Annotated in this window: 21 protein-coding genes, 2 tRNA genes and 1 rRNA gene; 17 read left to right on the top strand and 7 right to left on the bottom strand. The window is 72.0% G+C overall.

Annotated features, from left to right (window positions below):
- The 5 genes from rrf to ACWEPX_RS29230 all read left to right on the top strand — a co-directional run.
- Positions 1-90 (top strand): 5S ribosomal RNA (gene rrf / locus ACWEPX_RS29250); the annotation flags it as partial.
- 116 nt (positions 91-206) lie between these two features.
- Positions 207-1,058, top strand: a complete 852-nt coding sequence (locus ACWEPX_RS29245) for a GNAT family N-acetyltransferase (protein WP_451900473.1) — start codon at positions 207-209, stop codon at positions 1,056-1,058.
- Complete coding sequence (locus ACWEPX_RS29240) at positions 1,055-1,789, top strand: type 1 glutamine amidotransferase (protein WP_451900472.1); 735 nt, start codon at positions 1,055-1,057, stop codon at positions 1,787-1,789. The genes ACWEPX_RS29245 and ACWEPX_RS29240 overlap by 4 nt, the downstream gene beginning before the upstream one ends.
- Positions 1,790-1,792: 3 nt before the next feature.
- On the top strand, positions 1,793-4,783 hold the full coding sequence (locus ACWEPX_RS29235) for a bifunctional [glutamine synthetase] adenylyltransferase/[glutamine synthetase]-adenylyl-L-tyrosine phosphorylase (protein WP_451900471.1): 2,991 nt from the start codon (positions 1,793-1,795) through the stop codon (positions 4,781-4,783).
- A gap of 53 nt (positions 4,784-4,836) precedes the next feature.
- A complete protein-coding gene (locus ACWEPX_RS29230) occupies positions 4,837-5,250 on the top strand; it encodes an acyl-CoA thioesterase (protein ID WP_451900470.1) in 414 nt (137 codons plus the stop codon).
- Here ACWEPX_RS29230 and ACWEPX_RS29225 read toward each other — a convergent pair.
- On the bottom strand, positions 5,247-6,326 hold the full coding sequence (locus ACWEPX_RS29225) for a DUF1611 domain-containing protein (protein WP_451900469.1): 1,080 nt from the start codon (positions 6,324-6,326) through the stop codon (positions 5,247-5,249). The genes ACWEPX_RS29230 and ACWEPX_RS29225 overlap by 4 nt on opposite strands.
- Before the next feature lie 189 nt (positions 6,327-6,515).
- Positions 6,516-7,940: a type I glutamate--ammonia ligase gene (gene glnA, locus ACWEPX_RS29220; RefSeq protein ID WP_451900468.1), complete on the bottom strand. Its 1,425-nt coding sequence runs from the start codon at positions 7,938-7,940 to the stop codon at positions 6,516-6,518.
- A gap of 179 nt (positions 7,941-8,119) precedes the next feature.
- On the opposite strand from glnA, the gene ACWEPX_RS29215 reads away from it, so the two are divergent.
- Positions 8,120-8,602 (top strand): RDD family protein, encoded by a 483-nt coding sequence (locus tag ACWEPX_RS29215; protein WP_451900467.1) that lies wholly within the window; start codon positions 8,120-8,122, stop codon positions 8,600-8,602.
- On the opposite strand, the gene ACWEPX_RS29210 is transcribed toward ACWEPX_RS29215, so the two are convergent.
- Positions 8,599-9,339: a DUF4191 domain-containing protein gene (locus tag ACWEPX_RS29210; protein ID WP_451900466.1), complete on the bottom strand. Its 741-nt coding sequence runs from the start codon at positions 9,337-9,339 to the stop codon at positions 8,599-8,601. The genes ACWEPX_RS29215 and ACWEPX_RS29210 overlap by 4 nt on opposite strands.
- Before the next feature lie 62 nt (positions 9,340-9,401).
- Here ACWEPX_RS29210 and ACWEPX_RS29205 point away from each other — a divergent pair, with 62 nt between their 5' ends.
- The 6 genes from ACWEPX_RS29205 (at position 9,402) to ACWEPX_RS29180 (ending at position 14,363) form a co-directional block, all read left to right on the top strand.
- Positions 9,402-11,486 carry an ATP-dependent DNA helicase UvrD2 gene (locus ACWEPX_RS29205; RefSeq protein ID WP_451900478.1) on the top strand — a complete coding sequence of 695 codons (2,085 nt, stop codon included), beginning with the start codon at positions 9,402-9,404 and terminating at the stop codon, positions 11,484-11,486.
- A gap of 427 nt (positions 11,487-11,913) precedes the next feature.
- Positions 11,914-12,303 (top strand): WhiB family transcriptional regulator, encoded by a 390-nt coding sequence (locus ACWEPX_RS29200; RefSeq protein WP_451900465.1) that lies wholly within the window; start codon positions 11,914-11,916, stop codon positions 12,301-12,303.
- Positions 12,300-12,518, top strand: coding sequence for a hypothetical protein (locus ACWEPX_RS29195; protein ID WP_451900464.1), 219 nt, complete (start codon positions 12,300-12,302; stop codon positions 12,516-12,518). The genes ACWEPX_RS29200 and ACWEPX_RS29195 overlap by 4 nt, the downstream gene beginning before the upstream one ends.
- Before the next feature lie 154 nt (positions 12,519-12,672).
- Positions 12,673-13,290: a DUF742 domain-containing protein gene (locus ACWEPX_RS29190; protein ID WP_451900463.1), complete on the top strand. Its 618-nt coding sequence runs from the start codon at positions 12,673-12,675 to the stop codon at positions 13,288-13,290.
- Between the two features lie 24 nt (positions 13,291-13,314).
- On the top strand, positions 13,315-14,196 hold the full coding sequence (locus ACWEPX_RS29185; RefSeq protein WP_451900462.1) for a methyltransferase domain-containing protein: 882 nt from the start codon (positions 13,315-13,317) through the stop codon (positions 14,194-14,196).
- Positions 14,193-14,363 (top strand): hypothetical protein, encoded by a 171-nt coding sequence (locus ACWEPX_RS29180; RefSeq protein ID WP_451900461.1) that lies wholly within the window; start codon positions 14,193-14,195, stop codon positions 14,361-14,363. Before ACWEPX_RS29185 ends, ACWEPX_RS29180 begins: the two co-directional genes overlap by 4 nt.
- 1 nt (position 14,364) lies before the next feature.
- Here the strand turns inward: ACWEPX_RS29180 and ACWEPX_RS29175 are convergent, their stop codons facing one another.
- Complete coding sequence (locus ACWEPX_RS29175) at positions 14,365-15,669, bottom strand: ABC1 kinase family protein (RefSeq protein WP_451900477.1); 1,305 nt, start codon at positions 15,667-15,669, stop codon at positions 14,365-14,367.
- 929 nt (positions 15,670-16,598) lie between these two features.
- Between ACWEPX_RS29175 and ACWEPX_RS29170 the strand changes: the two genes are divergently transcribed.
- On the top strand, positions 16,599-17,105 hold the full coding sequence (locus tag ACWEPX_RS29170) for a M48 metallopeptidase family protein (RefSeq protein ID WP_451900476.1): 507 nt from the start codon (positions 16,599-16,601) through the stop codon (positions 17,103-17,105).
- On the opposite strand, the gene ACWEPX_RS29165 is transcribed toward ACWEPX_RS29170, so the two are convergent.
- The gene (locus tag ACWEPX_RS29165; protein WP_451900460.1) at positions 17,092-17,439 is read right to left on the bottom strand and encodes a VOC family protein; all 348 of its coding nucleotides are present in this window, start codon (positions 17,437-17,439) and stop codon (positions 17,092-17,094) included. The genes ACWEPX_RS29170 and ACWEPX_RS29165 overlap by 14 nt on opposite strands.
- Positions 17,436-18,716 carry a zinc-dependent metalloprotease gene (locus ACWEPX_RS29160; RefSeq protein WP_451900459.1) on the bottom strand — a complete coding sequence of 427 codons (1,281 nt, stop codon included), beginning with the start codon at positions 18,714-18,716 and terminating at the stop codon, positions 17,436-17,438. The genes ACWEPX_RS29165 and ACWEPX_RS29160 overlap by 4 nt, the downstream gene beginning before the upstream one ends.
- Positions 18,717-18,795: 79 nt before the next feature.
- Between ACWEPX_RS29160 and ACWEPX_RS29155 the strand changes: the two genes are divergently transcribed.
- Positions 18,796-19,893, top strand: a complete 1,098-nt coding sequence (locus ACWEPX_RS29155) for a YlbL family protein (RefSeq protein ID WP_451900458.1) — start codon at positions 18,796-18,798, stop codon at positions 19,891-19,893.
- Here ACWEPX_RS29155 and ACWEPX_RS29150 read toward each other — a convergent pair.
- On the bottom strand, positions 19,890-20,384 hold the full coding sequence (locus ACWEPX_RS29150; RefSeq protein WP_451900475.1) for a PPA1309 family protein: 495 nt from the start codon (positions 20,382-20,384) through the stop codon (positions 19,890-19,892). The two genes, ACWEPX_RS29155 and ACWEPX_RS29150, sit on opposite strands and share 4 nt — an antisense overlap.
- A 161-nt stretch (positions 20,385-20,545) precedes the next feature.
- Between ACWEPX_RS29150 and ACWEPX_RS29145 the strand changes: the two genes are divergently transcribed.
- From ACWEPX_RS29145 to ACWEPX_RS29135, 3 genes are all read left to right on the top strand, one after another.
- Positions 20,546-23,551, top strand: a complete 3,006-nt coding sequence (locus ACWEPX_RS29145; protein ID WP_451900457.1) for a UPF0182 family protein — start codon at positions 20,546-20,548, stop codon at positions 23,549-23,551.
- A 96-nt stretch (positions 23,552-23,647) separates the two neighbouring features.
- Positions 23,648-23,721 (top strand) — tRNA-Met (locus ACWEPX_RS29140).
- A gap of 375 nt (positions 23,722-24,096) precedes the next feature.
- Positions 24,097-24,170: transfer RNA gene (locus tag ACWEPX_RS29135), tRNA-Met, on the top strand.
- Positions 24,171-24,217: the final 47 nt, after the last annotated feature.

The following is a 24,217-nucleotide window of genomic DNA, read 5'->3' as shown; positions in this document are numbered from 1 at the left end:
CCCGGTCCCATTCCGAACCCGGAAGCTAAGCCCATCAGCGCCGATGGTACTGCACTCGTGAGGGTGTGGGAGAGTAGGACACCGCCGGACTTCTTTACAAGGCGGGGTGTTCTCGCAGGAACCCGAGTGATCGGGCCACTGCGAGAACACCCCGCCTTTATTCGTTTGCGCGCTCGCCGCCGCACGGCGGACCATGCGGTATGGACGTGATCCTGCACTCGGAGGTCAGCGAGTTCGCCGCGCATGCGCTGCCGTTGTTCCAGGCCGACCCGGTCCGCCACACCATGGCGTTGACCGTGCTCACCGGCGTGCTCAAGGACGACCAGCCCGATGTCAGGATGATCACCGTCTTCGATGACGGCACTCCAGTCGGGGTCGCTTTCCGCACGCCGCCCTGGCCGCTGATCGTCTCCGGGATGCCCGCGGCCACCCATACCGCCCTCATCGACTTCCTCGTGCGCAACGGCATGGAGCCAGGCGGGTTCGCCGGGCCGCGGGAGGTCGCCGACCCGCTGATGACACTGTGGACGGACGCCACCGGCGAAGTGCCCGACAAGACCATCGCCCTGCGCCTGCACCGGTTGGTGGACTTCGTTCGCCCGGAGGTGCCCGGCGAGTTCCGCTGGGCGGTCGAGGACGACATCCCCCGCCTCGGTGTCTGGATGGACGAGTTCTCCGACGACTCCAGTGTTGGTGGTGTCGGGCGCGGAGGCGAGGAGGTGGTGCGCTACTCGTTCGCCACCGGCGTAAGGCGGTTCGGGATCTGGCGCGACCCGGCGGGGGAGGACGTGGCGATGGCCGCGGTCAGCCCGCCGCTGCACGGCATGTCGCGCATCGGGCCCGTCTACACCGCGCGGGACCATCGCGGCCACGGATACGGCAGCGCGATCACCGCGGCCCTGACCCAGGCGGCCTTGGACATGGGCGTCCGGGAGGCGCTGCTGTTCACCGACGTGGCCAACCCGGTCTCCAACGCCATCTACCGGCGCATCGGCTACCGGCCCGTCCTGGAGGCCGTCGAACACCGGCTCCCGGTCGCTAATACCCTCGACGTGTGACCGTACGCACCCTGGTCCTGCAGCTCGACGACGATGACCCGCCCGGCACGCTCGCCGAGTGGCTGATCGACGCGGGCGCCGAGCCGCACGTCGTCCACCACGGCCGCGACCCGATCGACCTCGGCGACTACCAGGCCGTCGTCTGCCTGGGCGGTGGCCGCAGCGCCAATGACCCCGAGCTGGCCGACGTCCGCGCGCTGCTGGCGGCCTGCGTGGCCAAGCGCGTGCCGGTGCTCGCGATCTGTCTGGGCGCGCAGCTCCTCGCGGTGGCCGCAGGCGGGCGGGTCGAGGTCGGGGAGAAGGGGCCGGAGGCGGGCTCCGGGCTGATCGCCAAGCGCGACCTCGGCTGGACGGACCCCCTCTTCGCCGACCTGCCGCTGATGCCCGATGTGGTGCAGTTCCACAGCGATGCTGTCACCCGGCTGCCTGACGCGGCGGTCCTGCTCGCCGCGGCCGCCCGCTACCCGAACCAGGCGTTCCGGGTCGGTCCGGTGGCCTACGGCTTGCAGTTCCACATCGAGACCTCGGCGGAGACCGTGCTGCGCTGGGCCGAGAAGTACCCGGACGTGGCCGCCTGCGCCAAGCCGGGCGACCTCAGCCCGGACCGGCTTGCCGAGCTGCACGAGGACATCGAGGCGTGCTGGCGGCCGTTCACCGGGCGGTTCATCGCGCTGGCGCGCGGCGACCTCGCCCCGGCCGAGACCGCCCGACCGACCCTGCCGATCATCTAGCCGATGGCCGACCCCGCCCGCTCCGTGCAGTCCACGGCCCGCTTCGGCCTCACCGGGGACCGGGCCGAGCGCGAGCTGCGCGCGGCCGGTCTCTGGGACGACTCGGGCCCGCTGCGGGACTACGAGCCGATCCTGGCCGCGCTCTCCCGCGCGCCCGAGCCCGATGTCGCGCTGCGGGGGTTGGATCGCGTGCGGGAGGCCGACCCCGAAGGATGGCCGGAGCTGCGCGCTGCTCTGGTCGACGACCGGCAGCTGCGCGGCAGGCTCATCGCGGTCTTGGGCTCGTCGACGGCGATGGCCGATCACCTCGCGCTGGTGCCAGGGGAGTGGCGCAGGCTCAACAGCGGCCGTACCCCGGTTGATGGGTACACGCACGCGCTCCTCGCGGCTGTGGAGGCCGAGGGGGACGGACCGCAGGGGCCGGTCGCCCGCGTGCGCGGTCGGGAGGCGATCCGCGCGCTGCGCTCGGCCTACCGCGGGCTGCTGATGGAGGTCGCGGGGGACGACCTCGGGCATGTCGTGGAGCCGGGCGTGCCCAGGGCTGACTACGCCACCATCACCGGTCAGCTGACCGACCTCGCGGAGGCCGCGATCCGGGCCGCGCTCGCGGTCGCCTGGGGCGAGCAGGACGGGGCGCAGGACCAGGCGCGCCTGGCCGTCATCGCGATGGGCAAGTGCGGAGGGCATGAGCTGAACTACGTCAGCGACGTCGACATCGTGTTCGTCGCCGAAGGGGACACCGCGCTCGCCACCCGGGTCGCCAGCGCGTTGATGCGGGTCGCGGGCGAAGCCTGCTTCGAGGTCGATGCCGCGCTGCGCCCGGAGGGTAAGGCGGGCGCGCTCGTGCGCACGGTCGACGGGCACGCCTCCTACTACAAGCGGTGGGCGCGCACCTGGGAGTTCCAGGCGCTGCTGAAGGCGCGGCCGATCGCCGGGGACCGCGAGCTCGGCGAGGAGTACATCGGCGTGGTTCGCCCGATGGTGTGGTCGGCGGCCGATCGGGAGAACTTCGTCGCCGACGTGCAGGAGATGCGCAGGCGCGTGGAGCAGCACGTGCCCACCGAGCTGATCGAGCGCGACCTCAAGCTCGGCCGCGGTGGGCTGCGCGATGTCGAGTTCGCTGTGCAACTCCTGCAACTGGTGCACGGGCGTGCGGATGAATCGCTGCGCATCTCCTCTACTGTCGATGCCTTGGCGGCGTTGGGCGCTGGTGGGTATGTCGGCCGTACGGACGCTGCGGAGCTGACCGAGTCCTATCGCTTCATGCGTACGCTCGAACACCGGTTGCAGTTGCAGCGTTTGCGCCGCACGCACCTGTTCCCCGCCGAGGACGACACCATCGAGTTGCGGCGGCTGGCACGCGCGATGGGGATTGGGCCGGAAGGCGGGCGGTCAGCGGCGCAGGCGTTGCAGGCCGAGTTCCGCAAACAGGCCAACCACATCCGCAGGCTGCACGAGAAGCTGTTCTACCGACCGCTGCTCGCTGCCGTGTCCCGGGTGCCGACCGACGCGCTGCGATTGACCGCGGGGCAGGCGCAGGCCCGTCTCGCCGCGCTGGGCTACACCGCGCCCGACGGCGCCTTGCAGCACATCAAGGCCCTCACCGCGGGGGTGTCGAGGCGCGCGGCGATCCAGACCGCGCTGCTGCCCGTCCTGCTCGACCTGTTCGCCGACACCCCCGACCCGGACGGCGGGCTGCTGGCCTACCGGAAGGTGTCGGAGGCGCTGGCCTCGACGCCGTGGTACCTGCGGGTCCTGCGCGACGAGGGCGCCGTGGCCGAGCGGCTGGCGCGGCTGCTGGGCACGTCGAAGCTGGTGCCCGACCTCATCGTCCGCGCGCCGGAGGTGCTGCGGCTGCTGGCCGAGCCGCGGGAGCTGACCCACCGGGACCCGGCCGACGTCGCCGCCTCGCTGCGCAGCGCCGTCAAGCGGCACGGGTACCTGGGCAACGCGGTGGCCGCCGCGCGGTCGTTGCGGCGGCACGAGGTGCTGCGGGTCGCGTGCGCGGACCTGTTGGGGTTCTTGGACGTCGAGGCGGTGTGCGCGGCGTTGTCGAGCGTGTGGGCCGCGGTGCTGCAGGCCGCGCTCGCGGCCGTGGATCGGGCTGAGGCGGCAGCTGACGGCGGGCACCTGGCGCGCATCGCCGTCATCGGGATGGGCAGGCTCGGCGGGGCGGAGCTGGGCTACGGCTCCGATGCCGACGTGCTGTTCGTGTGCGAGCCCGCCGACGGGGTGTCCGATCAGGACGCGGTGCGCTACGCGGGCCGGGTCGCGCAGAGCCTGCGCAAGCTGCTCGGCTCGCCCAGCGGCGACCCGCCGCTGCACGTCGACGTCGACCTGCGGCCGGAGGGCAAGAACGGGCCGCTGGTGCGGACGCTGGAGTCCTACCGCGCGTACTACACGCAGTGGGCGGAGATCTGGGAGGCCCAAGCGCTGCTGCGGGCCAAGCCGATCGCGGGCGATGAGGACCTGGGGGCCCGCTTCATCCAGATGATCGACCCGATCCGCTACCGGCAGAACGGAATTGATGGCGCCCAGGTGCGGGAGATCCGTAGAATCAAAGCCAGAGTGGACACCGAACGGCTGCCCCGGGGTGCGGACCCGCACACCCACACCAAGCTCGGACGGGGCGGTCTGGCCGACGTCGAGTGGACGCTCCAGCTGATCCAGCTCCGGCACGCCCACGCCCACCCCGGGTTGCGCACGACGTCCACACTGGACGGGCTGCGCGCGGCTGCGGAGGCGGGGCTGGTCGACCCCGCCGACGCGGCGGCGCTGCGCGAGTCGTGGCTGCTGGCCACGCACGTGCGCAACGCGGCCACGCTCGTGCGGGGCAAGCCGACCGACCAGCTTCCCGGGTCCGGTCGGGAGCTGGCGGCGACCGCGGCGGCCGTCGGGCACACCGGGGGCGACCCCGGCGCGTTCGTCGACGCCTACCTGCGCACCACCCGGCGGGCGCGCGGGGTGGTGGAGCGGCTGTTCTACGAGGATTGAGGGGCTGCTCACGCGGGCGCTCGCCGCGGGGTCGGGCGGCCTAGAGTGCTGGCATGGCCTGGAGCATCCGCATCCCCGTGCGCAGCTACGAGCTCGACGCGCTCGGGCACGTCAACCAAGCCGTGTACCACCAGTACGCGGAGGTCGCCCGGGTGGAGGGCTTCGCGGCGGCGGGCTGCCAGTGGTCGAGCCTGATCGAGGGCGGGACGGCGCCGGTGCTGCTGTCGTCCACCATCGACTACCGCAGGGAGATCCGCGCGGGCGAGTCGGTGGACGTGACCTGCGAGGTGAAGTTCGGCGCGGGCAAGACCTTCCGCGCCGACTCCACGATCACCAAGCTCGACGGGACGGTGTCCGCCGAGATCGCCTGCGTCATCGGGGTCATGGACCTCGGCAGGCGCAAGCTGGTCGCCGACCCGCGCGCCGCGTTGGAGGCGCACGGGTTCGACCTGGGCAAGCTGGACTAGGCCAGGACCTCGCCGACCTCGTCCATCACGACCTCGGCGGTGACCCGGCGCAGCAGTTCCCCGGCCAGGGCGGGGGACTGCAGGTCGAGCGCGCCGTAGACCGGCACGTCCAGGCCCGCCTGGGCCTCGCGCTGGGCCAGCGGCGAGGTGGTGAGCAGGCCGCTGACGGCCAGCACCGGGTGCCCGCCCGCGCGCAGCCGCTGGACGCCGTAGAGGGCGCCGGAGGAGTCGGCGGCGGCGAAGAGGACGCCGCTGGTGATCCGGCGGATCTCCGGGCGGTCGAGCAGCTGGGCGGTCTCCGGCTGCAGCAGGCCGTCGGCGATCTCCAGGACGATGGCGTCCACGCCGCGGGCCATCAGGTGCCCGTGGAGCAGGAGCGCGCCGTCGACCAGGCGGTCCAACGGGATGCGGAACGTGGTGGCCATGCCCGCGTCGGTGAAGTCGAGGGCGATGACGGCGCCGGAGTCGCGGAACAGCCACGGGTCCCCGCCCGCCGCCGTGCCGGTGACCTTCGCCGCGCCGACCCGCAGCCCGGCCCGCGTCAGGCCGTGCACGAGCGAGGCGACGGTGGTCGTCTTGCCTGAGTTCATCGACGTGCCGACCACGACGAAGGTGGGCGGAACGCGCAAAGCGGACACCGGGACGCCCAGCGCCAGGTCCGCGACGTTGATGATCCGGCCGGTGGCGTCGCCGAGCAGGCCCAGGGGGCGCACCGTCGTCGGCGCGGAGACGGCGGCGTTGCGGCTGCGGACCTTGCCCAGCACGCCGCCCGCGGCGACGAGGCCGCACGCGCCGAGGTCGTCGGGCAGCTCGGCCTCGAAGTGGTCGGGGGCGTAGCGGGCGCCGTAGGCGACGAGCACCTCGTCGCCCACGTAGAGCCGGGCCTTGCGGCCGTCGGTCAGTTCCAGCAGCTGGTGGTAGCCAACCTTGGTGATCTCCGCCAGCACGACGTCGCCGTGCACCGGCTGGTGGTCGGCGTGGTGGACGAGGGTGAACGAGGCTTCCCGATCGAGATTGCGCACCGCGTAGGCCGTCTTCAGCCGGTCTAGGCGCGCTGGATCTAGGGTTGCGAACATGGCGGGTCCTCGACGATCGCTGGGAAAGAGCGCCCGCCCGAGAGCCGGACGGACTGGTGTGCGCGGGAGCGTACGGCTTTCCGTGCTGCCAAGGGAATCCCACGGGCGGTATCGGTTCGGGAAACCCACTCTTTCGGGTACGTGAAACGGGGCGGCGACCGGTGGTCGCCGCCCCGTTCCCGCTGGTGATCAGCAGTCGTAGTACAGGCCGAACTCGTAGGGGTGCGGGCGCAGGCGCAGCGGGTCGATCTCGTGCTCGCGCTTGAACGCCACCCAGGTCTCGATCACGTCGGGGGTGAAGACGCCGCCCTCGAGCAGGTAGTCGTGGTCGGCTTCGAGCGCGTCGAGCACCTGGTCCAGCGACGCGGGCACCTGCTGGACCTCCTTGGCCTCCTCGGGGGGCAGCTCGTAGAGGTCCTTATCGATCGGGGCCGGGGGCTCGATCTTGTTCTTCACACCGTCCAGACCGGCCATGACCATGGCGGCGAAGGCCAGGTACGGGTTGCCGGAGGAGTCCGGGCAGCGGAACTCCACGCGCTTGGCCTTGGCGTTGTTGCCGGTGATCGGGATGCGCACGCAGGCCGAGCGGTTGCGCTGGGAGTAGACCAGGCTGACCGGGGCCTCGTAGCCGGGGACCAGGCGGTGGTAGGAGTTCACCGTCGGGTTGGTGAAGGCCAGCAGCGAGGGGGCGTGGGCGAGCAGGCCGCCGATGTAGTGGCGGGCGGTGTCCGACAGGCCCGCGTAGCCGGACTCGTCGTGGAACAGCGGCACGCCGTCCTTCCACAGCGACTGGTGGCAGTGCATGCCCGAGCCGTTGTCGCCGTAGAGGGGCTTGGGCATGAAGGTGGCGGACTTGCCCTCCTGCCAGGCCGTGTTCTTGATGATGTACTTGAACAGCTGCAGGTCGTCGGCGGCGTGCAGCAGGGTGTTGAACCGGTAGTTGATCTCGGCCTGGCCGCCCGTGCCGACCTCGTGGTGGGCCCGCTCGACGGTGAAGCCCGCGTTCGTCAGGTTCACGACCATCTTGTCGCGCATGTCGGCGAAGTGGTCGACCGGCGGGACGGGGAAGTAGCCGCCCTTGAAGCGGGTCTTGTAGCCCTTGTTGTTGCCGTTCTCCTCGGCCGCGGTGTTCCACCAGCCCTCGACGGAGTCCAGCTCGTGGAAGGAGCCGTTCTCGGTGTAGTCGAAGCGCACCGAGTCGAAGGTGTAGAACTCCGCCTCGGGGCCGAAGTAGGCGGTGTCGGCGATGCCGGACTCGGCGATGTACAGCTCGGCCTTGCGCGCGATGTTGCGCGGGTCGCGGCTGTAGGGCTCCAGCGTGAACGGGTCGTGCACGAAGAAGTTGAGGATCAGCGTCTTCTCGATGCGGAAGGGGTCCACCCGCGCGGTGTAGGGGTCGGGCAGCAGCAGCATGTCCGACTCGTGGATCGACTGGAAGCCGCGCACGGAGGAGCCGTCGAAGGCCAGGCCCTCGGTGAACGCGGCCTCGTCGAAGGCGGCGGCCGGGACGGTGAAGTGCTGCATGACGCCGGGAAGGTCGCAGAACCGGACGTCGACGAACTTCACATCCTCGTCGGCGATGAAGCGCAGGACCTCGTCGGAAGAGTTGAACACGCTGGTTGGCTCCTTACTCCTGGCTCTGCTTGACGGGCAGGCCCGCTCTGCGTGATGACGCTATGGGGGCGGTGTTGCCCGGCAGTCACCCCGGTGTTTCGTCGGTGTTAACGACGACCCGATCCGACCGGAGCATGCCACTGTCGGCCACCTGCGGCATGCCGTCCTACGCTGGTGGGGTGAGCAGATGGAGTGGCACCTGGCTGTCGGGGACGGGCGCGGCCCTGGAGCCCCGCGAGGGGGAGTCGCGCTGGCGCGGTGACCGGCTCGGCCTGCCGGAGCGGGGGCCGGGCTCGGTGGCGGGCACGGGCGCGCGGCTGGTCGCGTTCCTCATCGACCTGGTGCTGGCGGCGCTGGTGACGTCGCTGTTCGTCGAGCGCGACCTCGACGACCTGTCGTCGCAGTGGACCTACAACCTGGTGGCGGTCGGGGTCTGGCTGGTGATCACCGTCGTCGGCGTGGGGTTGGCGGGGTTCACGCCGGGCAAGCTGCTGCTCGGGCTGCGCGTGGTGCGCATGGACGGCGGCGCCGTGGTCGGCCCGCTGCGGTCGGCGCCCAGGGCGCTGCTGGCGGGCCTGATCATCCCCGCCGCGATCTGGGACCGCGACGGGCGCGGCTTCCACGACCGCCTGACGGGGACGATCGAGCTGCGGATGCGCTAGCGGCGGCGGATGGTGCGCTGCACGCTGCGCATCTTCACGCCCTGCGGCATGGGGCCCTTGGGCAGGGCGGCGCCGCGGTTGGCCAGGGCGGCCAGGCGCTTCTCCACGCTGTCGATGTCGTTCGGGCGCAGGTTGTTGGGCAGCTTCATCAGGTGCTTCTGCAGGCCGCGCAGCGGGACCTGGCCCTCGGCGTTGCCGACGATGACGTCGTAGATCGGGGTGTCGCCGACCAGCCGGGAGATGCGCTTCTTCTCCTGGCCGAGCAGGCCCTTGACCCGGTGCGGCGAGCCCTCGGCGACCAGGATGACGCCGGGGCGGCCGATGACCCGGTGCACCGCGTCGAGCTGGGTGGTGCCCGCGACGGTCGGGGTGACCCGCCAGCGCCCGCGCATGTTCTCCAGGGCCCACGCGGCGGCGCCGGGCTGGCCCTCCGCCTTGCCGTAGACCGTCTTCTGCACGCGGCGGCCGAAGATGATGACCGCGGCGAGCAGGCCGAAGGCGATGCCCACCGGCAGCAGGAACCACTCGATGCCCAGCAGCCAGCCGATGCCGAACACCACGGCCGTGACCAGCAGGAATGCGCCGAGCATCCACGGGATCAGGCCCTTGTCCTCCTTGCGCTGCATCTTGAACGCCTGGAAGATCTGCCCGCGCTTGGCCTTCGACTCGGCCTTGCGGGCCGCCTTGGCCTCCTTGGCCGCCGCCTTCGCAGCCGCCTTGTCCTGCTTGTCCGCCATGTTGCCCAGGATACGGGGCGGGCTCCCACTCTCCACCGGTGCGCTCTGTCAAGATGCTGCGCATGGCCGGCGCGCGGGGATTCTCAGAGGGGCTCGATCCCGACCAGCTGGCCGCCGTGCGGGCCCCGCGCGGGCCGGTGTGCGTGCTCGCGGGCGCGGGGACGGGCAAGACCAGGACCATCGTCAGCCGGATCGCCGCGCTGGTGCACGACGGCCACGTGGCCGCAGGCCAGGTCCTCGCCGTCACCTTCACCACCCGGGCGGCCGGGGAGCTGCGGACGCGGTTGCGGTCGATGGACATCCACGCCGCGCAGGCGCGCACGTTCCACTCCGCGGCGCTGCGGCAGCTCCGGTACTTCTGGCCGCGCGTGGTCGGCGACGAGCCGTGGGAGCTGGTCGACGGCAAGCTGCGGCTGGTCGGCCAGGCGGCCCACCGGGCGGGCGCGGCGACCGAGCGGGAGTCGCTGCGGGACCTGGCGGCCGAGATCGAGTGGGCCAAGGCGACGCTGATCGGGCCGGAGGACTACCCGGCCGCCGTCGCCAGGGCGCACCGGTCGACGCCTGCCGCGCCTGAGCTGGTGGCGGCGGTGTACGCGGGGTACGAGGCGCTGAAGACCCGGGCGCGGCTGCTGGACTTCGACGACCTCCTGCTGCACACCGCCGCGGCGCTGGAGGAACACGCGGGCGTCGCCGAGGAGTTCCGCGACCGGTACCGGTGCTTCGTGGTGGACGAGTACCAGGACGTGACGCCGCTGCAGCAGCGGGTGCTGGACGCCTGGCTGGGCAAGCGCGACGACATCACGGTGGTCGGCGACGCCAACCAGACCATCTACTCCTTCGCCGGGGCCTCGCCGCGGCCGCTGCTGGACTTCAGCAGGCGCTACCCGGAGGCGGTGGTGGTGCGGCTGGAGCGCGACTACCGCTCGACGCCGGAGGTGGTGTCGCTGGCCAACCGGGTGATCTCGGCGGCCAGGGACCGCCCGGCGGGGTCGCGGCTGCGGCTGGTGGGGCAGCGGCCGTCGGGCCCGCAGCCGGTGTTCGCCGAGTTCGACGACGAGCCCGCCGAGGCCGCGGCCGTGGTCGCCCGGATCAAGGAGCTGGCCGAGGCGGGCACGCCGCTGCGCGAGATCGCGGTGCTGTTCCGCATCAACGCCCAGTCGGAGGTCTACGAGCAGGCGCTGGCCGCGGCGGGCATCCCGTACCTGGTGCGCGGCGGGGAGCGGTTCTTCGCCCGCCAGGAGATCCGGCAGGCGGTGGCCGCGCTGCGCACCGCCGCGGTCAACCCGCCCGGGGGCGATCTGCCGGGGCAGGTGCGGTCGGTGCTGGAGCAGGTCGGGCTGACCGCGGAGCCGCCCGCAGGCGGGTCGGCGCGGGAGCGGTGGGAGTCGCTGCTGGCGCTGGTCGAGGTCGCCGAGGAACTGGCGGCCGCGGTGCCCGATGCCGACCTGCGGCGGTTCTGCCACGAGCTGGAGCAGCGCGCCCAGGCCCAGCACCCGCCCGCGGTCGAGGGGGTCACGCTGGCGTCGCTGCACGCGGCCAAGGGCCTGGAGTGGGACGCGGTGTTCCTCGTCGGCCTGGTGGAGGGCACGCTGCCGATCCAGCACGCGGACGGGGACGCCGCGGCGGTGGAGGAGGAGCGGCGGCTGCTGTACGTGGGCGTGACGCGCGCCCGCGAGCACCTGTCGCTGTCGTGGTCGCTGGCGCGCACCGAGGGCGGCGGGCGCTACCGCAGGCGCAGCCGGTTCCTCTACGGATTGATCCCGGACAGCCACCCGGCCGCGCGGCTGCCCGCGAAGCGGGAGTCGAGCACGCGGCCGCGGTTCACCGAGAAGTTCTGCCGGGTGTGCGACGCGCGGCTGGTCGGCGCGCTGGCGGTCAAGCTGGGCCGCTGCGAGGACTGCCCGGCCGATGTCGACGAGCCCCTGCTCGACCGGCTGCGGGAGTGGCGGCACGAGCGGTCCCGAGCGCTGCGCGTGCCCGCCTACGTCATCTTCACCGACGCCACCTTGATGGCCATTGCCGAACAACGTCCGGTGGATCGGGCCTCGCTCGTGGCAATCGCAGGCATCGGAGCGCAGAAGCTGGAGAAGTTCGGGTCGGAGGTGCTGTCGCTGGTGTCCGGCGACAGCTCGGCCAAACGAGTGTGACGGGCGTCACACGGAGAAGTGGAAATTCGGTTGCGGCACCCGCCGTGACCCCAATAACCTGCAATCACCGGGATCGAACTGCCCGGGAGTTCTGCCCAACGAGAGCGAGTGAGGAGGTGGCCGTCGTGGAGACCATCAAGTTCCAGATGACCCCAGGCTACCTCGCGCTGCCCACGGGCGGAGCTGTGTCTGGGGCTGGGGTCTGCCCGAAGCAGGGTGGCGGCCGCGTTCGCGCGACCGTTGCCGTTGCTGCTTCGGCTCGGCAGCGCGCTGAGCGCATCGATGTCACCGCCACTTCCCTGTCCGCATCCTCGGGACGGGTCACTTGACGCCACGTCAACGTACCCAGGCTCCCGAGGCCGCGGACTCCGATACCGGAATCCGCGGCCTTTTTCTTTGCCCACACTTCGACCTGGAGCGACACCAGATGTCAACCGCCACTGCTCCGCGCACCGCCGGAGTGCTCCCCGACCTGCTGGAGATGGCCAGCACCGGCGTGAGCGAGCTGCTCGACGCGGCCCCGCAAGCCGGACTGGACCTGCCCTGCCGGTCTTCCGACAACCCCGACCTGTGGTTCGCCGACGCGCCCGCCGAGCTCGAGCGAGCCAAGGCCCTCTGCGAGGACTGCCCGGTCCGCGCCGCGTGCCTGGCCGCCGCGCTGGCCCGGCACGAGCCGTGGGGCGTCTGGGGCGGCGAGATCTTCGAGCGCGGCGTGGTCATCCCACGCAAGCGGCCCCGCGGCCGCCCGCGCAAGGAGGACGCCGCCCGCGACGCCGCCGAGCGCGCGGCCCGCGCCCGAAACGAGGTCGCGGCATGACCACCCAGCTGATCAACCCGAAGCTCGACGACTACTTCCCGCAGGAGAGCACGCAAATGCTGATCTACGAACATCTCGCCAGATCCCGAATGCGGGAGGCGGAGCAGGCGGCGCGCAAGCACCGCCTGGTCCGCGGCCTCCTGCGAACCAGGCGCTGGGAGCGGGTCTCGAACTGGGCCGCCCAGCGCGCGGAGAACGCCAGCCTCCCGGCGTAAACCCCGATTCGCGCAGCCCCGCCACCGCACCGGTGGCGGGGCTTTGCGCCGTTCGAGTGGAGAAACCGGAAAGAAACCCGCGGGACACCGCGGGACGTGGTGACGGCGTTACCGTGGGGAACCCTGTCAAACGGAAGCCTTGGGGCTGGCGTTGGTGCAGAAGACCGTGGTCGCCCGCAACACCCACCGGGCGCGAAGGAATCCGGAAGTCGGCCGCACCGGCGCCCGCTTCGGCCCGGCGGGGCGGCCCGCCGAGGACGCCGGGCCCGTCCGCCCGGCGCCAACCCCCGAGGACCCGCCGGTCGGCGCGCGGTTCATCGGGCGCAAGCGCGGGAAGACCGCACCCGAACCGGACCCGGCTCCGGTTGAAGCCGATTTCTGGGACGCCGACACCCCGGTCGAGACCGCCGAGCACTGGACCGACGAGTACGCCGACTGGCTCACCCGACCCGAGTCGCACGCGCTGGTCCGCCCGTACGCCTGGACCCGCGGCCGCACCCGCGCGTCCGGCGACCTGGCGATCGAGGCCCTGGTGCACACCACGCGCGAGGGGACGCGCTCGTCGTGGGAGTCGCGGACGATCACCGCCCTGTGCCGCACGCCGCGCTCGGTCGCCGAGGTCGCCGCGCTGATGTCGGTCCCGCTCGGGGTCGCCCGGGTGCTGATCGCCGACCTGGCCGCCGCCGGGGTGGTCCGCGTCCACCGGGTGCCGGAGGGCGCCCCGGACGTGGCCATGCTGACCCGCGTGCTGACCGGGCTCCGCAAATTGTGAGGACCTGCGGGCTAGTTTGGCCGCATGGCGCACACCCATGATCGCATCGACTGGACCGAGCGGATCGCCGAGATGCGGCGGACCGACGCGCTGGAGGCCGAGGTCAACGCCGGGGTGGCCGACCGGCTGGTCGACCCGCTGCCCGCGGGCGCCACGGTGGTCGACGTCGGGTCCGGGGCAGGCGGGATGGCCGCGGCCTTCGCCACCGCGCTGGCCGCGCGCGGCGGCGGTCGGATCGTGCTGGTCGACGCGGTTCCCGAACTCCAGGCCGCGGCCCTGGAGAACGTGCGGGCGGCGGTGGAGGAGGTCAACGGCGGCGGTGCGGTCGACATCCTGACCGTCGAGTTCGACGCGGCCGACGACGGGCTCGCCGACGCGGTGCCCCAGGGCGACCTGGTGTGGGCGTCGCGGGTGGTGCACCACCTGCCCGACGAGCGGGCCGGGGTGGCGCGGCTGGCCGGGATCGTCCGGCCGGGCGGGACGCTGGCGCTGGTCGAGGGCGGGCTGAGCAAGCGGTGCCTGCCCTGGGACATCGGCGTCGGCGAGCCCGGCCTCGAAGACCGCCTGCACGCCGCGCGGGCCGAGTGGTTCGCCCGGATGCGGGCGGGCATGGACGGGCTGGTCCGCAGCGGCGTGGGGTGGAACCGGCTGCTCGCCGACGGCGGGCTGACCGACGTGCGCGCGTTCAGCTTCCTGGTCGACCTGCCCGCGCCCGGCTCGCCGCAGGTCCGGCGGTTCGTCGCCGACTGGCTGGCCTGGCTGGCCGACGTGACCGAGGAGTTCCTGTCCGAGTCCGATCGCGCCACCGTCGCCCGGCTGCTGGACGAGGACGGGCCGGACTGGGTGGGCGCGCGCGACGACGTGTTCGTCCTGGCCGCCTCGACCGTGCACCTGGGGGTGCGGTGACCGAGCGCTGCGACCGCTGCGGGCGCTCCCGCGACGACGTGGACCCGCTGGACCGGCTGGCCTGGGTCCGCGACACCGACGAGCGCGGCAGCCGGTGGCACTGCCCCCGGTGCGCCCGCGAGCACCTGCGCAGCATCGAGGCGAAGCTGTCCGCGGAGTGGTGGTAGCTCAGGCCGCCTCGTCGGCGAAGCCCGGCTGCCAGCGGGAGATGATCGGGCGCATCGAGAAGTGGGCGTCGAGCTGGCACAGGATGCCGGTCGCGCCCGCCGTCACCCGCTGGATCAGCAGGTACTGCGGCGGCAGGTTCAGCGACCGGCCGGTCTTGAAGTCCTGCCCGCCGCCGACCCGCTCGGCCTGGCGCTGCATCCACCGGCGGCTGAAGTGGAACGTCTCGACCGCGGCGGGCTCGGCGAACGGGGCCAGGTAGGCCAGCACGTCCTCGGCGTCGAGCTCCATGCCCGGGCGGACGAAGCCCTCGTCGCGCATCAGGCGCAGCAGGTCGGCCGAGCGGCCCTCGATCGACAGCCGGGTCATCACGCCCAGCGGCCGGGGCAGCCCGTCGGGCAGCCGGGCGACCGCGCCGAAGTCCAGGACGCAAAGCCTGCCGTCCTCGCTGATCATGAAGTTGCCCGGATGCGGGTCCGAGTGCAGCAGCCCGACCCGGGCAGGCGAGGAGAAGTGGAACTCGCACAGCAGCTCGCCCGCCTGGTCGCGCTCGGCGCGCTCGCCGTCGCGGATGATCGCCGAGAGCGGCTTGCCGGTCACCCACTCCGTCACCGTCACCTTGGGCGCGCTCGCCACCACCCGCGGCACCAGCACGCGCGGGTCGTTGGCGAAGGCGCGGGCGAAGGTCCGCTGGTTCTCGGCCTCGGCCCGGTAGTCCAGCTCCTCGACCATGCGGTCGGCCAGCTCGCGCAGCAGCGGCTTGATCTCCATGCCCGGCACCAGCGGCTGGAACAGCTTGCTGAACCGCTGGAGCTGGCGCAGGTCCGACAGCAGCGCCTCGTCGGCGCCGGGGTACTGCACCTTCACCGCGACCTCGCGCCCGTCGTGCCAGACGGCCCGGTGCACCTGCCCGATGCTGGCCGCGGCGGACGGCTCGTCGTCGAACGCCGCGAAGCGCTTGCGCCACCCGCTGCCCAGCTGTTGGGCCAGCACCCGGTGCATGGTCGTCGCGCTCATCGGCGGCGCGGCCGACTGCAGCCGGGTCAGCGCCTCCCGGTAGGGCTCGGCCAGCTCATCGGGCACCGCCGCCTCGAACACCGACAGCGCCTGCCCGAACTTCATCGCCCCGCCCTTGAGCTGCCCGAGGACGGCGAACACCTGCTCGGCCGTCCGCGCGGACATCTCGGCGCTGACCTTGTCCGCGCTCTGCCCGGCCAGCCGCTTCCCCCAGCCGCCGACCGCCCGGCCCGCCACCCCGAGCGGGATGCTGGCCAGGCGCGCGGTCCGCGCGACAGTCTTGCGTGGCATCTCGGTCACGCCCCGATTGTTCCTTGCGAGGGCGGCCCCATGCAGCTAGTTCCCGCGTGATAACCGGGACATCCTGAGGATTCCACGGTGGAGGGCCGGGCGAGCGGAACCGACCGCGCCGGTGGTTGCGGGGAGTCACCGGGCGGGTGGGGGCGGTGTTTGGGGGTGGAGCGGGTGGCGGCGATGGGCGGGCGCAGCGGGTGGGGGTCGGGTGATGGGACCGAGCGGGTGGCGCGTGGATGGGGCGGAAGCTTTGGGCCGGTGATGGGGATGAGGCGGGAGGTGGGTGCTGGGCGCTGGCAGTGGGGTGCGGACTTGGGCGGGGGGCGGGGGCGCGGGAGAGGGAACGGGGGTGTGGGAGAGGGGGTGGGGGAGGGAGGCGTGCAGATGGGCGCGGGTCGGGATGGGCGCGGCAGAGGGAGGCGCGGGAGAGGGAGGCGCAGGAGAGGGAGGCGCGGAAGAAGGAGAGGGAGGGGGGTGGGAGGGCTGCGGGAGATGACGGGGTGTGGAGAGGAGGGGTGCGGGAGGCGTGGGTGGGAGGGGTGCGGGAAAGGAGAGGGTGGGAGGGGTGTGGAAGAGGAGGGGTGCGGGGGGCGCGGGTGGGAGGGGTGCGGGAAAGGAGAGGGTGGGAGGGGTGTGGAAGAGGAGGGCTGTGGGAGGCGCGGGTGGGAGGGGTGCCGGAGAGGGAGGGGGTGCGAACGCTCCCGGTCGGGTGGGATGGGGCGGAGGAGTGGGTGGGGATGGGGCGGAGGGGAGTGGGTGGGATGGGCTGTGCTGCAACGGAAGGGGGCGGGTGGGGTGGTGGTCATGGGGCCAGGATGCCTGGTTGGGCCGAACGGCGGAGCGGGTTGTCCACAGGGGGAAAGTGCCGCTGCCGGGATGTCGGTGTCGACCTCTACCGTTGTCCCGTGGCCGAACCCCGCGTCGAGGTGCGCAGGAGCAAGCGTCGCACCCGTACCGTCACCGCTTATCGCGATGGCGACACCCTGATCGTCCAGATCCCCGCCCGTTTGTCGAAGAAGGAGGAGGCCCACTGGGTCGCCGAGATGCAGCGGAGGCTGTTGCGGAGCGAAGCGCCTCCGCGGCCGCCTGCGCGGTCGTCGGATGCGACGCTGCTGGCGCGTTGCCGGGAGTTGTCGGCGAAGTACTTCGCCGGGCAGTGCGAGCCCGCGTCCGTGCGGTGGGTGCCGCCGATGCGGACGCGGTGGGCGTCGTGCACGCCGATCGACCGGACCATCCGGATCAGCGAGCGGCTGCGGCAGGTGCCCGGCTGGGTGCTCGACTACGTCCTCGTGCACGAGCTGGCCCACCTGCTCGAACCCGGGCACGGGCCGCAGTTCTGGGCGCTGGTGCGCCAGTACCCCAGGACCGACCGCGCCGTCGGCTACCTCGAAGGGCTGTCGGCGGCCGCGGGCTGGGGGCTCACGGAGGACTGACGAAGCAGAACTCGTTGCCCTCCGGGTCGCGCATGACCTGGAAGGCGCCCTTGGCGTCGCGGACGACGTCGCCGACCCGCTCGGCGCCGAGGCCCACCGCGGTCTCGGCGGCGTGCGGGATGTCGTCGACCTCGACGTCGAGGTGCAGGCGGTTCTTGGTCGTGCGCGGGTCGGGCACGGGCTGGAAGGCCAGCACCGGGAAGCCCGGCGGCTCGGTGTGCGACCAGCCCGACGGGCGGTCGACCACCTCCCCGCCCAGCAGCCCGGCCCAGAAGCGGACCAGGGCGGCGGGCTCGAGGCAGTCGACGACGATCTGGTCGAGCCGCGCCCTCACTCCTCGGTCCCCTCGCTCTTGCGCAGCTCGGCGATGGGGTCGACGCCGGGGGAGCCCAGGCGCTCGGCGAACTCCATCGGGTCGTCGAGGTCCTCGGCGGTGGGCAGCAGGTCGGGGTGGGCCCACAGGCCGTCGCGGGTGGTCATGCCGTGCTGGTCGGTGACCAGCCGCCACAGCGCCGCGGCGGCGCGCAGCCTGCGGGGGCGCAGCTCCAGGCCGACGAGGGTGGCGAAGGTCTGCTCGGCCGGGCCGCCGGAGGCGCGGCGGCGGCGCAGCGTCTCGCGCAGCGCGTCCGCCCCGGGCAGCCGGTCGCCGACGGCCTCGGCGACCACCACGTCCACCCAGCCCTCGACCAGCGCGAGCAGGGTCTCCAGCCGGGTCAGCGCGGCCTTCTGCTCCGGGGTGGTCTGCGGCTCCAGCACCCCCGAGCGCATGGCCTGCTCGATCGACTCGGGGTTCATCGGGTCGAACTGGCCCGCGAGCTGCTCCAGCGCGTCGGTGTCGACCTTGATGCCGCCCGCGAACTCCTCCACCGAGCCCAGCATGCGCTGCCGCAGCCACGGCACGTGCGCGAACAGCCGCTGGTGGGCGGCCTCGCGGGCGGCCAGGAACACCATGACCTCGCTGGAGGGGCGCTCCAGGCCCTTGGTGAAGGTCTCGATGTTGTCCGGCAGCAGCGCCGCGGTGCCCTCCGGGCCCAGCGGCAGGCCGATGTCGGAGGAGGTCTGCACCTCGGCGGCCAGCTGCGCCAGCGCCTGGCCCAGCTGCGAGCCGAAGGCCATGCCGCCCATCTGGCCGACCATCGCCAGCAGCGGGCCCGCCTGCTGCTTGGCCTCGGCGGGCAGCGCCTCCACCCAGGCCCCGGACATGCGCTGGGCGACCGGGTCGCACAGCCGCCGCCAGGTCGGCAGGGTGGCGTCCACCCAGTCGCGCGGGCTCCACGCCTTGGTCGTGGTCGCGCCTGCGGGCAGCGTGGTCACCGGGTCCAGCCACATCTCGGCGAGGTGGACCGCGTCGGCGACCGCCTTGGCGGCGTCGGGGGCGAACCCGGGCTTGCCGCCCAGCTTCTGCACCGCGATCTGCTTGGCCAGGTCGTAGTTCACCGGGCCGGTCGACGTGCTCGCCTGGCTCATCATCTGGCCCAGCTGGCTGAGCATCTGGCCGAGCTGCCCGAACGCCTCGAACGGGTTCGGTTGCTGCCCGGCCTGCCCGGGGTTCTCGTCCTTGTCCCGGTCATCGGGGTCCGGCAGGCTGAAGCCGAACTTGAACTCGTTCATAGCACCACGGTACGCGGCGCGCCCGCGTCCGGTACGTCCGGTGATCCGCCGTCGGCGAACGCACGTACCCTGTGTCGTCGTGAGCACCGCCACCCAGGACCCGGTTCCCGCCCCGCCCGACCCGCAGCGCGGGCTGTCCCGGCGCGGCTGGACCGTGCTCGTCGGGTCCGGGCTGGCGCTGGTGCTGGCCGTGCTGGGCGCCAGCGTGCCCATCCCGTACGTCTCCCTCGGCCCCGGCCCCACCTACGACACCCTCGGTGACGTCGACGGCGTGGCGATCGTGCAGGTCGAGGGCGAGAAGACCTACGAGACCAGCGGCCAGCTGCGCATGACCACCGTCTCGGTGAACGACGACATCACCCTCTTCAGCGCGCTGGCGCTGTGGGTGAGCGGGCGCTTCGCGCTGGCCCCGCGGGAGGACTACTTCCCGCCGGGGGAGAGCGAGGAGGACATCCAGCAGCAGAACACCAAGCTGTTCGAGGACTCCCAGAGCGCGGCCGAGACCGCCGCGCTGCGCCACCTCGACTACCCGATGAAGGTCGTCGCCCAGCAGATCACCACCGGCGCCCCCGCCGACAAGGTGCTCGCCCCCGGCGACGAGATCACCGAGGTCAACGGCAAGAAGATCGTGCAGGCCGACGACGTGCGCGCCGCGCTGGAGGGCACCCGGCCCGGCGACCAGGTGGGCATCGCCTACGTGCGCGGCGGGGCCACGCAGAAGGCCACCATCACCCTCGCCGACGCGGTGGCCTTCGGGGCCGACCCGCGCACCGAGGGCTTCATCGGCCTCGGCGTGGTCGACCAGCCCGCGGTGGACTTCACCACCACGATCACCCTGGAGGACGTCGGCGGCCCGTCGGCCGGGCTGATGTTCGCCCTGGCCATCGTGGACCGGCTCACCGAGGGCGACCTCGCCGACGGGCAGATCATCGCGGGCACCGGGGAGATCACCAGCCAGGGCGTGGTCGGCCCGATCGGCGGCATCGCGTTCAAGATGACCGCGGCGGCCGAGGCGGGCGCGACGACGTTCCTGGTGCCCGCCGCCAACTGCGCCGAGGCGGTCGACAACGCCCCCGAGGGCTTGCGGCTGGTCCGGGTGGAGACGCTGGAGGGCGCGGTGCAGTCCCTCACCGATCTGGAGGCCGGGCGCGCCGTGCCGCTCTGCGCCGCGGGCTAGTCGAAGGTCGCCAGCAGCGCCTGGGTCAGGTTCGGCGCCAGCTGCGGGTTCTCCACCAGCTCGTCGAGGTCGCGGACCCGGATGACGCACGCGGCCGCGCCGCCGCGCAGCACCGCGGCGACCAGCCGGGCCTCCCTGGCCTGCGGGTGCGACGCGGCGACCCTGGCCAGCGCGTCGTCGCCGTCGGGCAGGTCGGCCTCGGCCTCCGGCGGCAGCATCACGATCTCCTGCACGAGCGCGCAGCCCGCGACCGCCTCCGGCCACATGATCCCGGCCAGGGCGGCGCCGAGGTCGCCCTCGGGCAGGCTGTCCTGGGCGATGGGGGTCAGCGGGGATTCCGGGTCGACCTGGCCCAGCAGGTCCGGTTGCGCGGTCAGCAGGTGGTCGGTGGGCACCAGGGCGAACAGCTGGGGGCGCTGGTCCCAGCCACCGCTGTTGACGAACTCCTCGACCTCGCGGGCGACCGCGGGCAGGGCGGTACTGGGATCGATCACGCGGGCATCCTCGCATCCGCGGCGAACCGCGGCCGAATTCCGCACCTTTCGGACACCCGCGTGGGAACCTGAACCCACCCTCGTAGAGTTGAACGGTCAGGGCAAGGTCACGACCGGGCCCGGCCAGACGACAAGCAAGCGACCCTGGAGTGTGTCCAGTGGCCACTCGGCCCCCGATCGGCCTGCCGAAGCTGTCCCGGCGCAGCCGCATCCTGCTCATCCTCGGCGCCGCCGTCCTGCTGATCCTGCTGCTGGGCTCCCGGCTGCTCGGGACGTATGTGGACTGGCTGTGGTTCGGCGAGGTCGGGTTCCGCTCGGTGTTCACGACCATGGTCATCACCCGGGTCGCGCTGTTCCTCATCGTCGGCGCGGTCGTCGGCGGGCTGCTGGCGCTGAGCCTGTGGATCGCCTACCGCACCCGGCCGGTGTTCGTCCCGGTGGGCAGCGCGGACGACCCGCTGGCCCGCTACCGCTCGACGATCGTGCAGCGGGTGCGGCTGTTCGGCATCGGCATCCCGGTCGTCGTCGGCCTGATCGCCGGGTCGGCCGCCCAGGGCGACTGGCAGCGGGTGCAGCTGGCCTTCAACGGCACCCCGTTCGGCATCACCGACCCCGAGTACCAGATCGACATCGGGTTCTACGCCTTCACCCTGCCGTTCATCACCTGGGTCATCAGCTGGCTGTTCGTCGCCATCGCCATCGCCTTCTTCGGCGCGCTGATCACCCACTACATCTTCGGCGGCATCCGCCTGGCCGGTAAGGGCGGCCAGCTCGCGGGCCCGGCGCGCATGCAGCTGTCGATCACCGCGGGCGTGTTCGTCCTGGTCTACGCGGTCGACTACTTCTTCGAGCGCTACGAGCTGTTGTTCTCCGACCGCAACACGCTCTTCAGCGGCGCGACCTACACCGACTTGAACGCGGTGCTGCCCGCCAAGCTGATCCTGATGTTCATCGCGGCGTTCTGCGCCGTGGCGTTCTTCGTCGGCGCGTTCCTGCGCAACCTCCAGCTGCCCGCGATCGCCACCGCGCTGCTGGTGCTCTCCGGCATCCTCATCGGCGTCGCCTACCCGGCGATCGTGCAGCAGTTCTCGGTGCGGCCGAACGAGAACGCCAAGGAAGCCGAGTCCATCCAGCGCAACATCACCGCGACCAAGCAGGGCTTCGGCATCACCGACGACAAGGTGAGCACCGTCGAGTACCCGGGCCTGAGCACCGCGACGCCGGAGCAGATCCGCGCCCAGCAGTCCAGCGTGAACACGATCTCCAACATCCGGCTGCTCGACCCGAACATCCTGGCCCCGACGTTCACCCAGCGCGCGGGCGCGGAGAACTACTACGGCTTCCCGGCCAAGCTCGACGTCGACCGCTACACCATCGACGGCAAGACGCAGGACTACATCGTCGCCGCGCGCGAGATCAAGACCAGCGGGCTGACCGAGACGCAGTCCACCTGGATCAACCGCACGATGATCTACACCCACGGCAACGGGTTCGTGGCCGCGCCCGCCAACACGATCAACTCCGCGCTGCACGACGCGGGCGGGGAGGGCGGCTTCCCGGTCTTCAAGATCAGCGACCTGACCCGGGAGGGCCCCTTCGGCCTGAAGGAGCCGCGGATCTACTACGGCGAGCTCACCACCGACACCTACGCCATCGTCGGCGGCCGCAACAACGGCCAGCCGATGGAGAACGACGGCGGCACCCGCAGCTACTCCTACACCGGCAAGGGCGGCGTGCCCATCGACGGGCTGCTGAACAAGCTGGCGTTCACGCTGCACTACGGCGAGCGGAACATCCTGTTCTCCAGCCAGATCGTCGACGGCACCAAGATCATGTACAACCGCAACCCGCGGGACCGCGTCGCCAAGGTCGCCCCCTGGCTGACCCTCGACGGCGACCCGTACCCCGCGGTGATCGACGGCCGCATCCAGTGGATCATCGACGGCTACACCACGCTGGAGAACTACCCGTACTCCCAGCGCACCGCCCTCGGCGAGGCCACCAGCGACTCGCTGGCGGGCGTGGTGCGCCAGGAGAACCGCACCATCAGCTACATCCGCAACTCGGTGAAGGCCACCGTCGACGCCTTCGACGGCACGGTCAAGCTCTACGCCATCGACGAGCAGGACCCGGTGCTCAAGGCGTGGCAGGGCGTGTTCCCCGGCACGGTGCTGCCCAACAGCGCGGTCTCCGACGAACTGCGCTCGCACTTCCGCTACCCGGAGGACCTCTTCAAGGTCCAGCGCGAGCTGCTGTCGAAGTACCACGTGAAGAACGCCACCGACTTCTTCTCCCAGAAGGACTTCTGGAACGTCCCGGTCGACCCGACCGAGGGCGGTGGCACCAACACCGGCACCACCGGCGCCAAGCAGCCGCCGTACTACGTGCTCGCGCAGATCCCCGGCCAGGACGACGCCACCTTCCAGATCACCAGCGCGCTGACGTTCCTCAACCGAGCGTTCCTGGCCTCCTGGGTGTCGGTGTCGTCGGATCCGCACAACTACGGCCAGATCAGCGTGCTCCGATTGCCCAGCGCGGGCACCAACCAGATCGAGGGCCCCGGCCAGGTGCAGAACCGCTTCCTGACCACGCCTGAGGTCACCGAGAACCGGACGCTGATCCAGAACCCGACCGTCGACGTGAAGTTCGGCAACCTGCTGACCCTGCCGCTGGCGGATGGCCTGCTGTTCGTCGAGCCGATCTACATCCAGCGCAAGGACGACGACGCCTTCCCGCAGCTGGCCCGCGTCCTGGTCTCGTTCAACAACCGCGTCGGCTTCGCCCCGACCGTCTCCCAGGCCCTGGAAGAAGCCATCGGCGCAGGCACCGGCGGCCCGGCCACCCCACCCGGCGACGGCGAGGGCGAACCCCCGCCGACCACCCCGCCCACCACCCCGCCCCCGCCGACCACCGGCGGCGGTGGCGGCGGCGACGCCAACGCCGAACTGGACGCCGCCGTCGCGGCCCTGGACGCGGCCCTGGCCAAGCTCAAGACCGCCCAGCAGTCCGGCGACTTCGCCGCCCAGGGCCAGGCCCTGGCCGAACTGGAGGCCGCCGCCAACCGCTACAACGAGGCCAAGAGCAAGCAGGAGGAATCCGGCGGCGGCCAGCCCTCCGGCCCCACCCCGTCACCCACCCCACCCCCCAACGGCGGCGGCGGCTGACAGGCGCCCACAGCACCACCAGAAATCGGCCCCGGCCCCCCAGCCGGGGCCGATTTGCACCCACCCTCAACCGTCGCGTAGAGTTGTCCTTACCGACGCGGGGTGGAGCAGCTCGGTAGCTCGCTGGGCTCATAACCCAGAGGTCGCAGGTTCGAATCCTGTCCCCGCTACAACACAACGAAGGCCCCATCCGTCACGGATGGGGCCTTCGCCGTTTCACGACCAGCTCAAAGCAAAGAGCAACGCGCCCACCCGCCCAACCGCAACGCGCCCCCGCCCAAGTGTCCGATGGGGTGGACTCGCATTCGCGGGGAACGAAGCGCCGCTAAACTTGCGGGGGCGTGAACGGGCTTCGCCCGCATCGCCGCTCTTCACGCCCAGCGGCGCTTCGTTTAGGGGTCCCCGCGAATGCGAGTCCACCCCATCGGACCGACCGCGCAACAGGCGCAACAAGACCTGCGTGCCGCTGACGAGCCCACATCTAGCGCCGAACCGGCCCCCGGTGAAACCCCTTCCAGCCCCCCGTGTACAGTTGCACTTACCGACGCGGGGTGGAGCAGCTCGGTAGCTCGCTGGGCTCATAACCCAGAGGTCGCAGGTTCGAATCCTGTCCCCGCTACAGCAGCGAAGGCCTCATCCGTCACGGATGGGGCCTTCGCCGTATTC

The sequence above is a fragment of the Actinokineospora sp. NPDC004072 genome, assembly GCF_053604195.1.
Note: the sequence above shows the minus strand (reverse complement) of the source record. Positions and strands in the feature narration are given on the sequence as shown.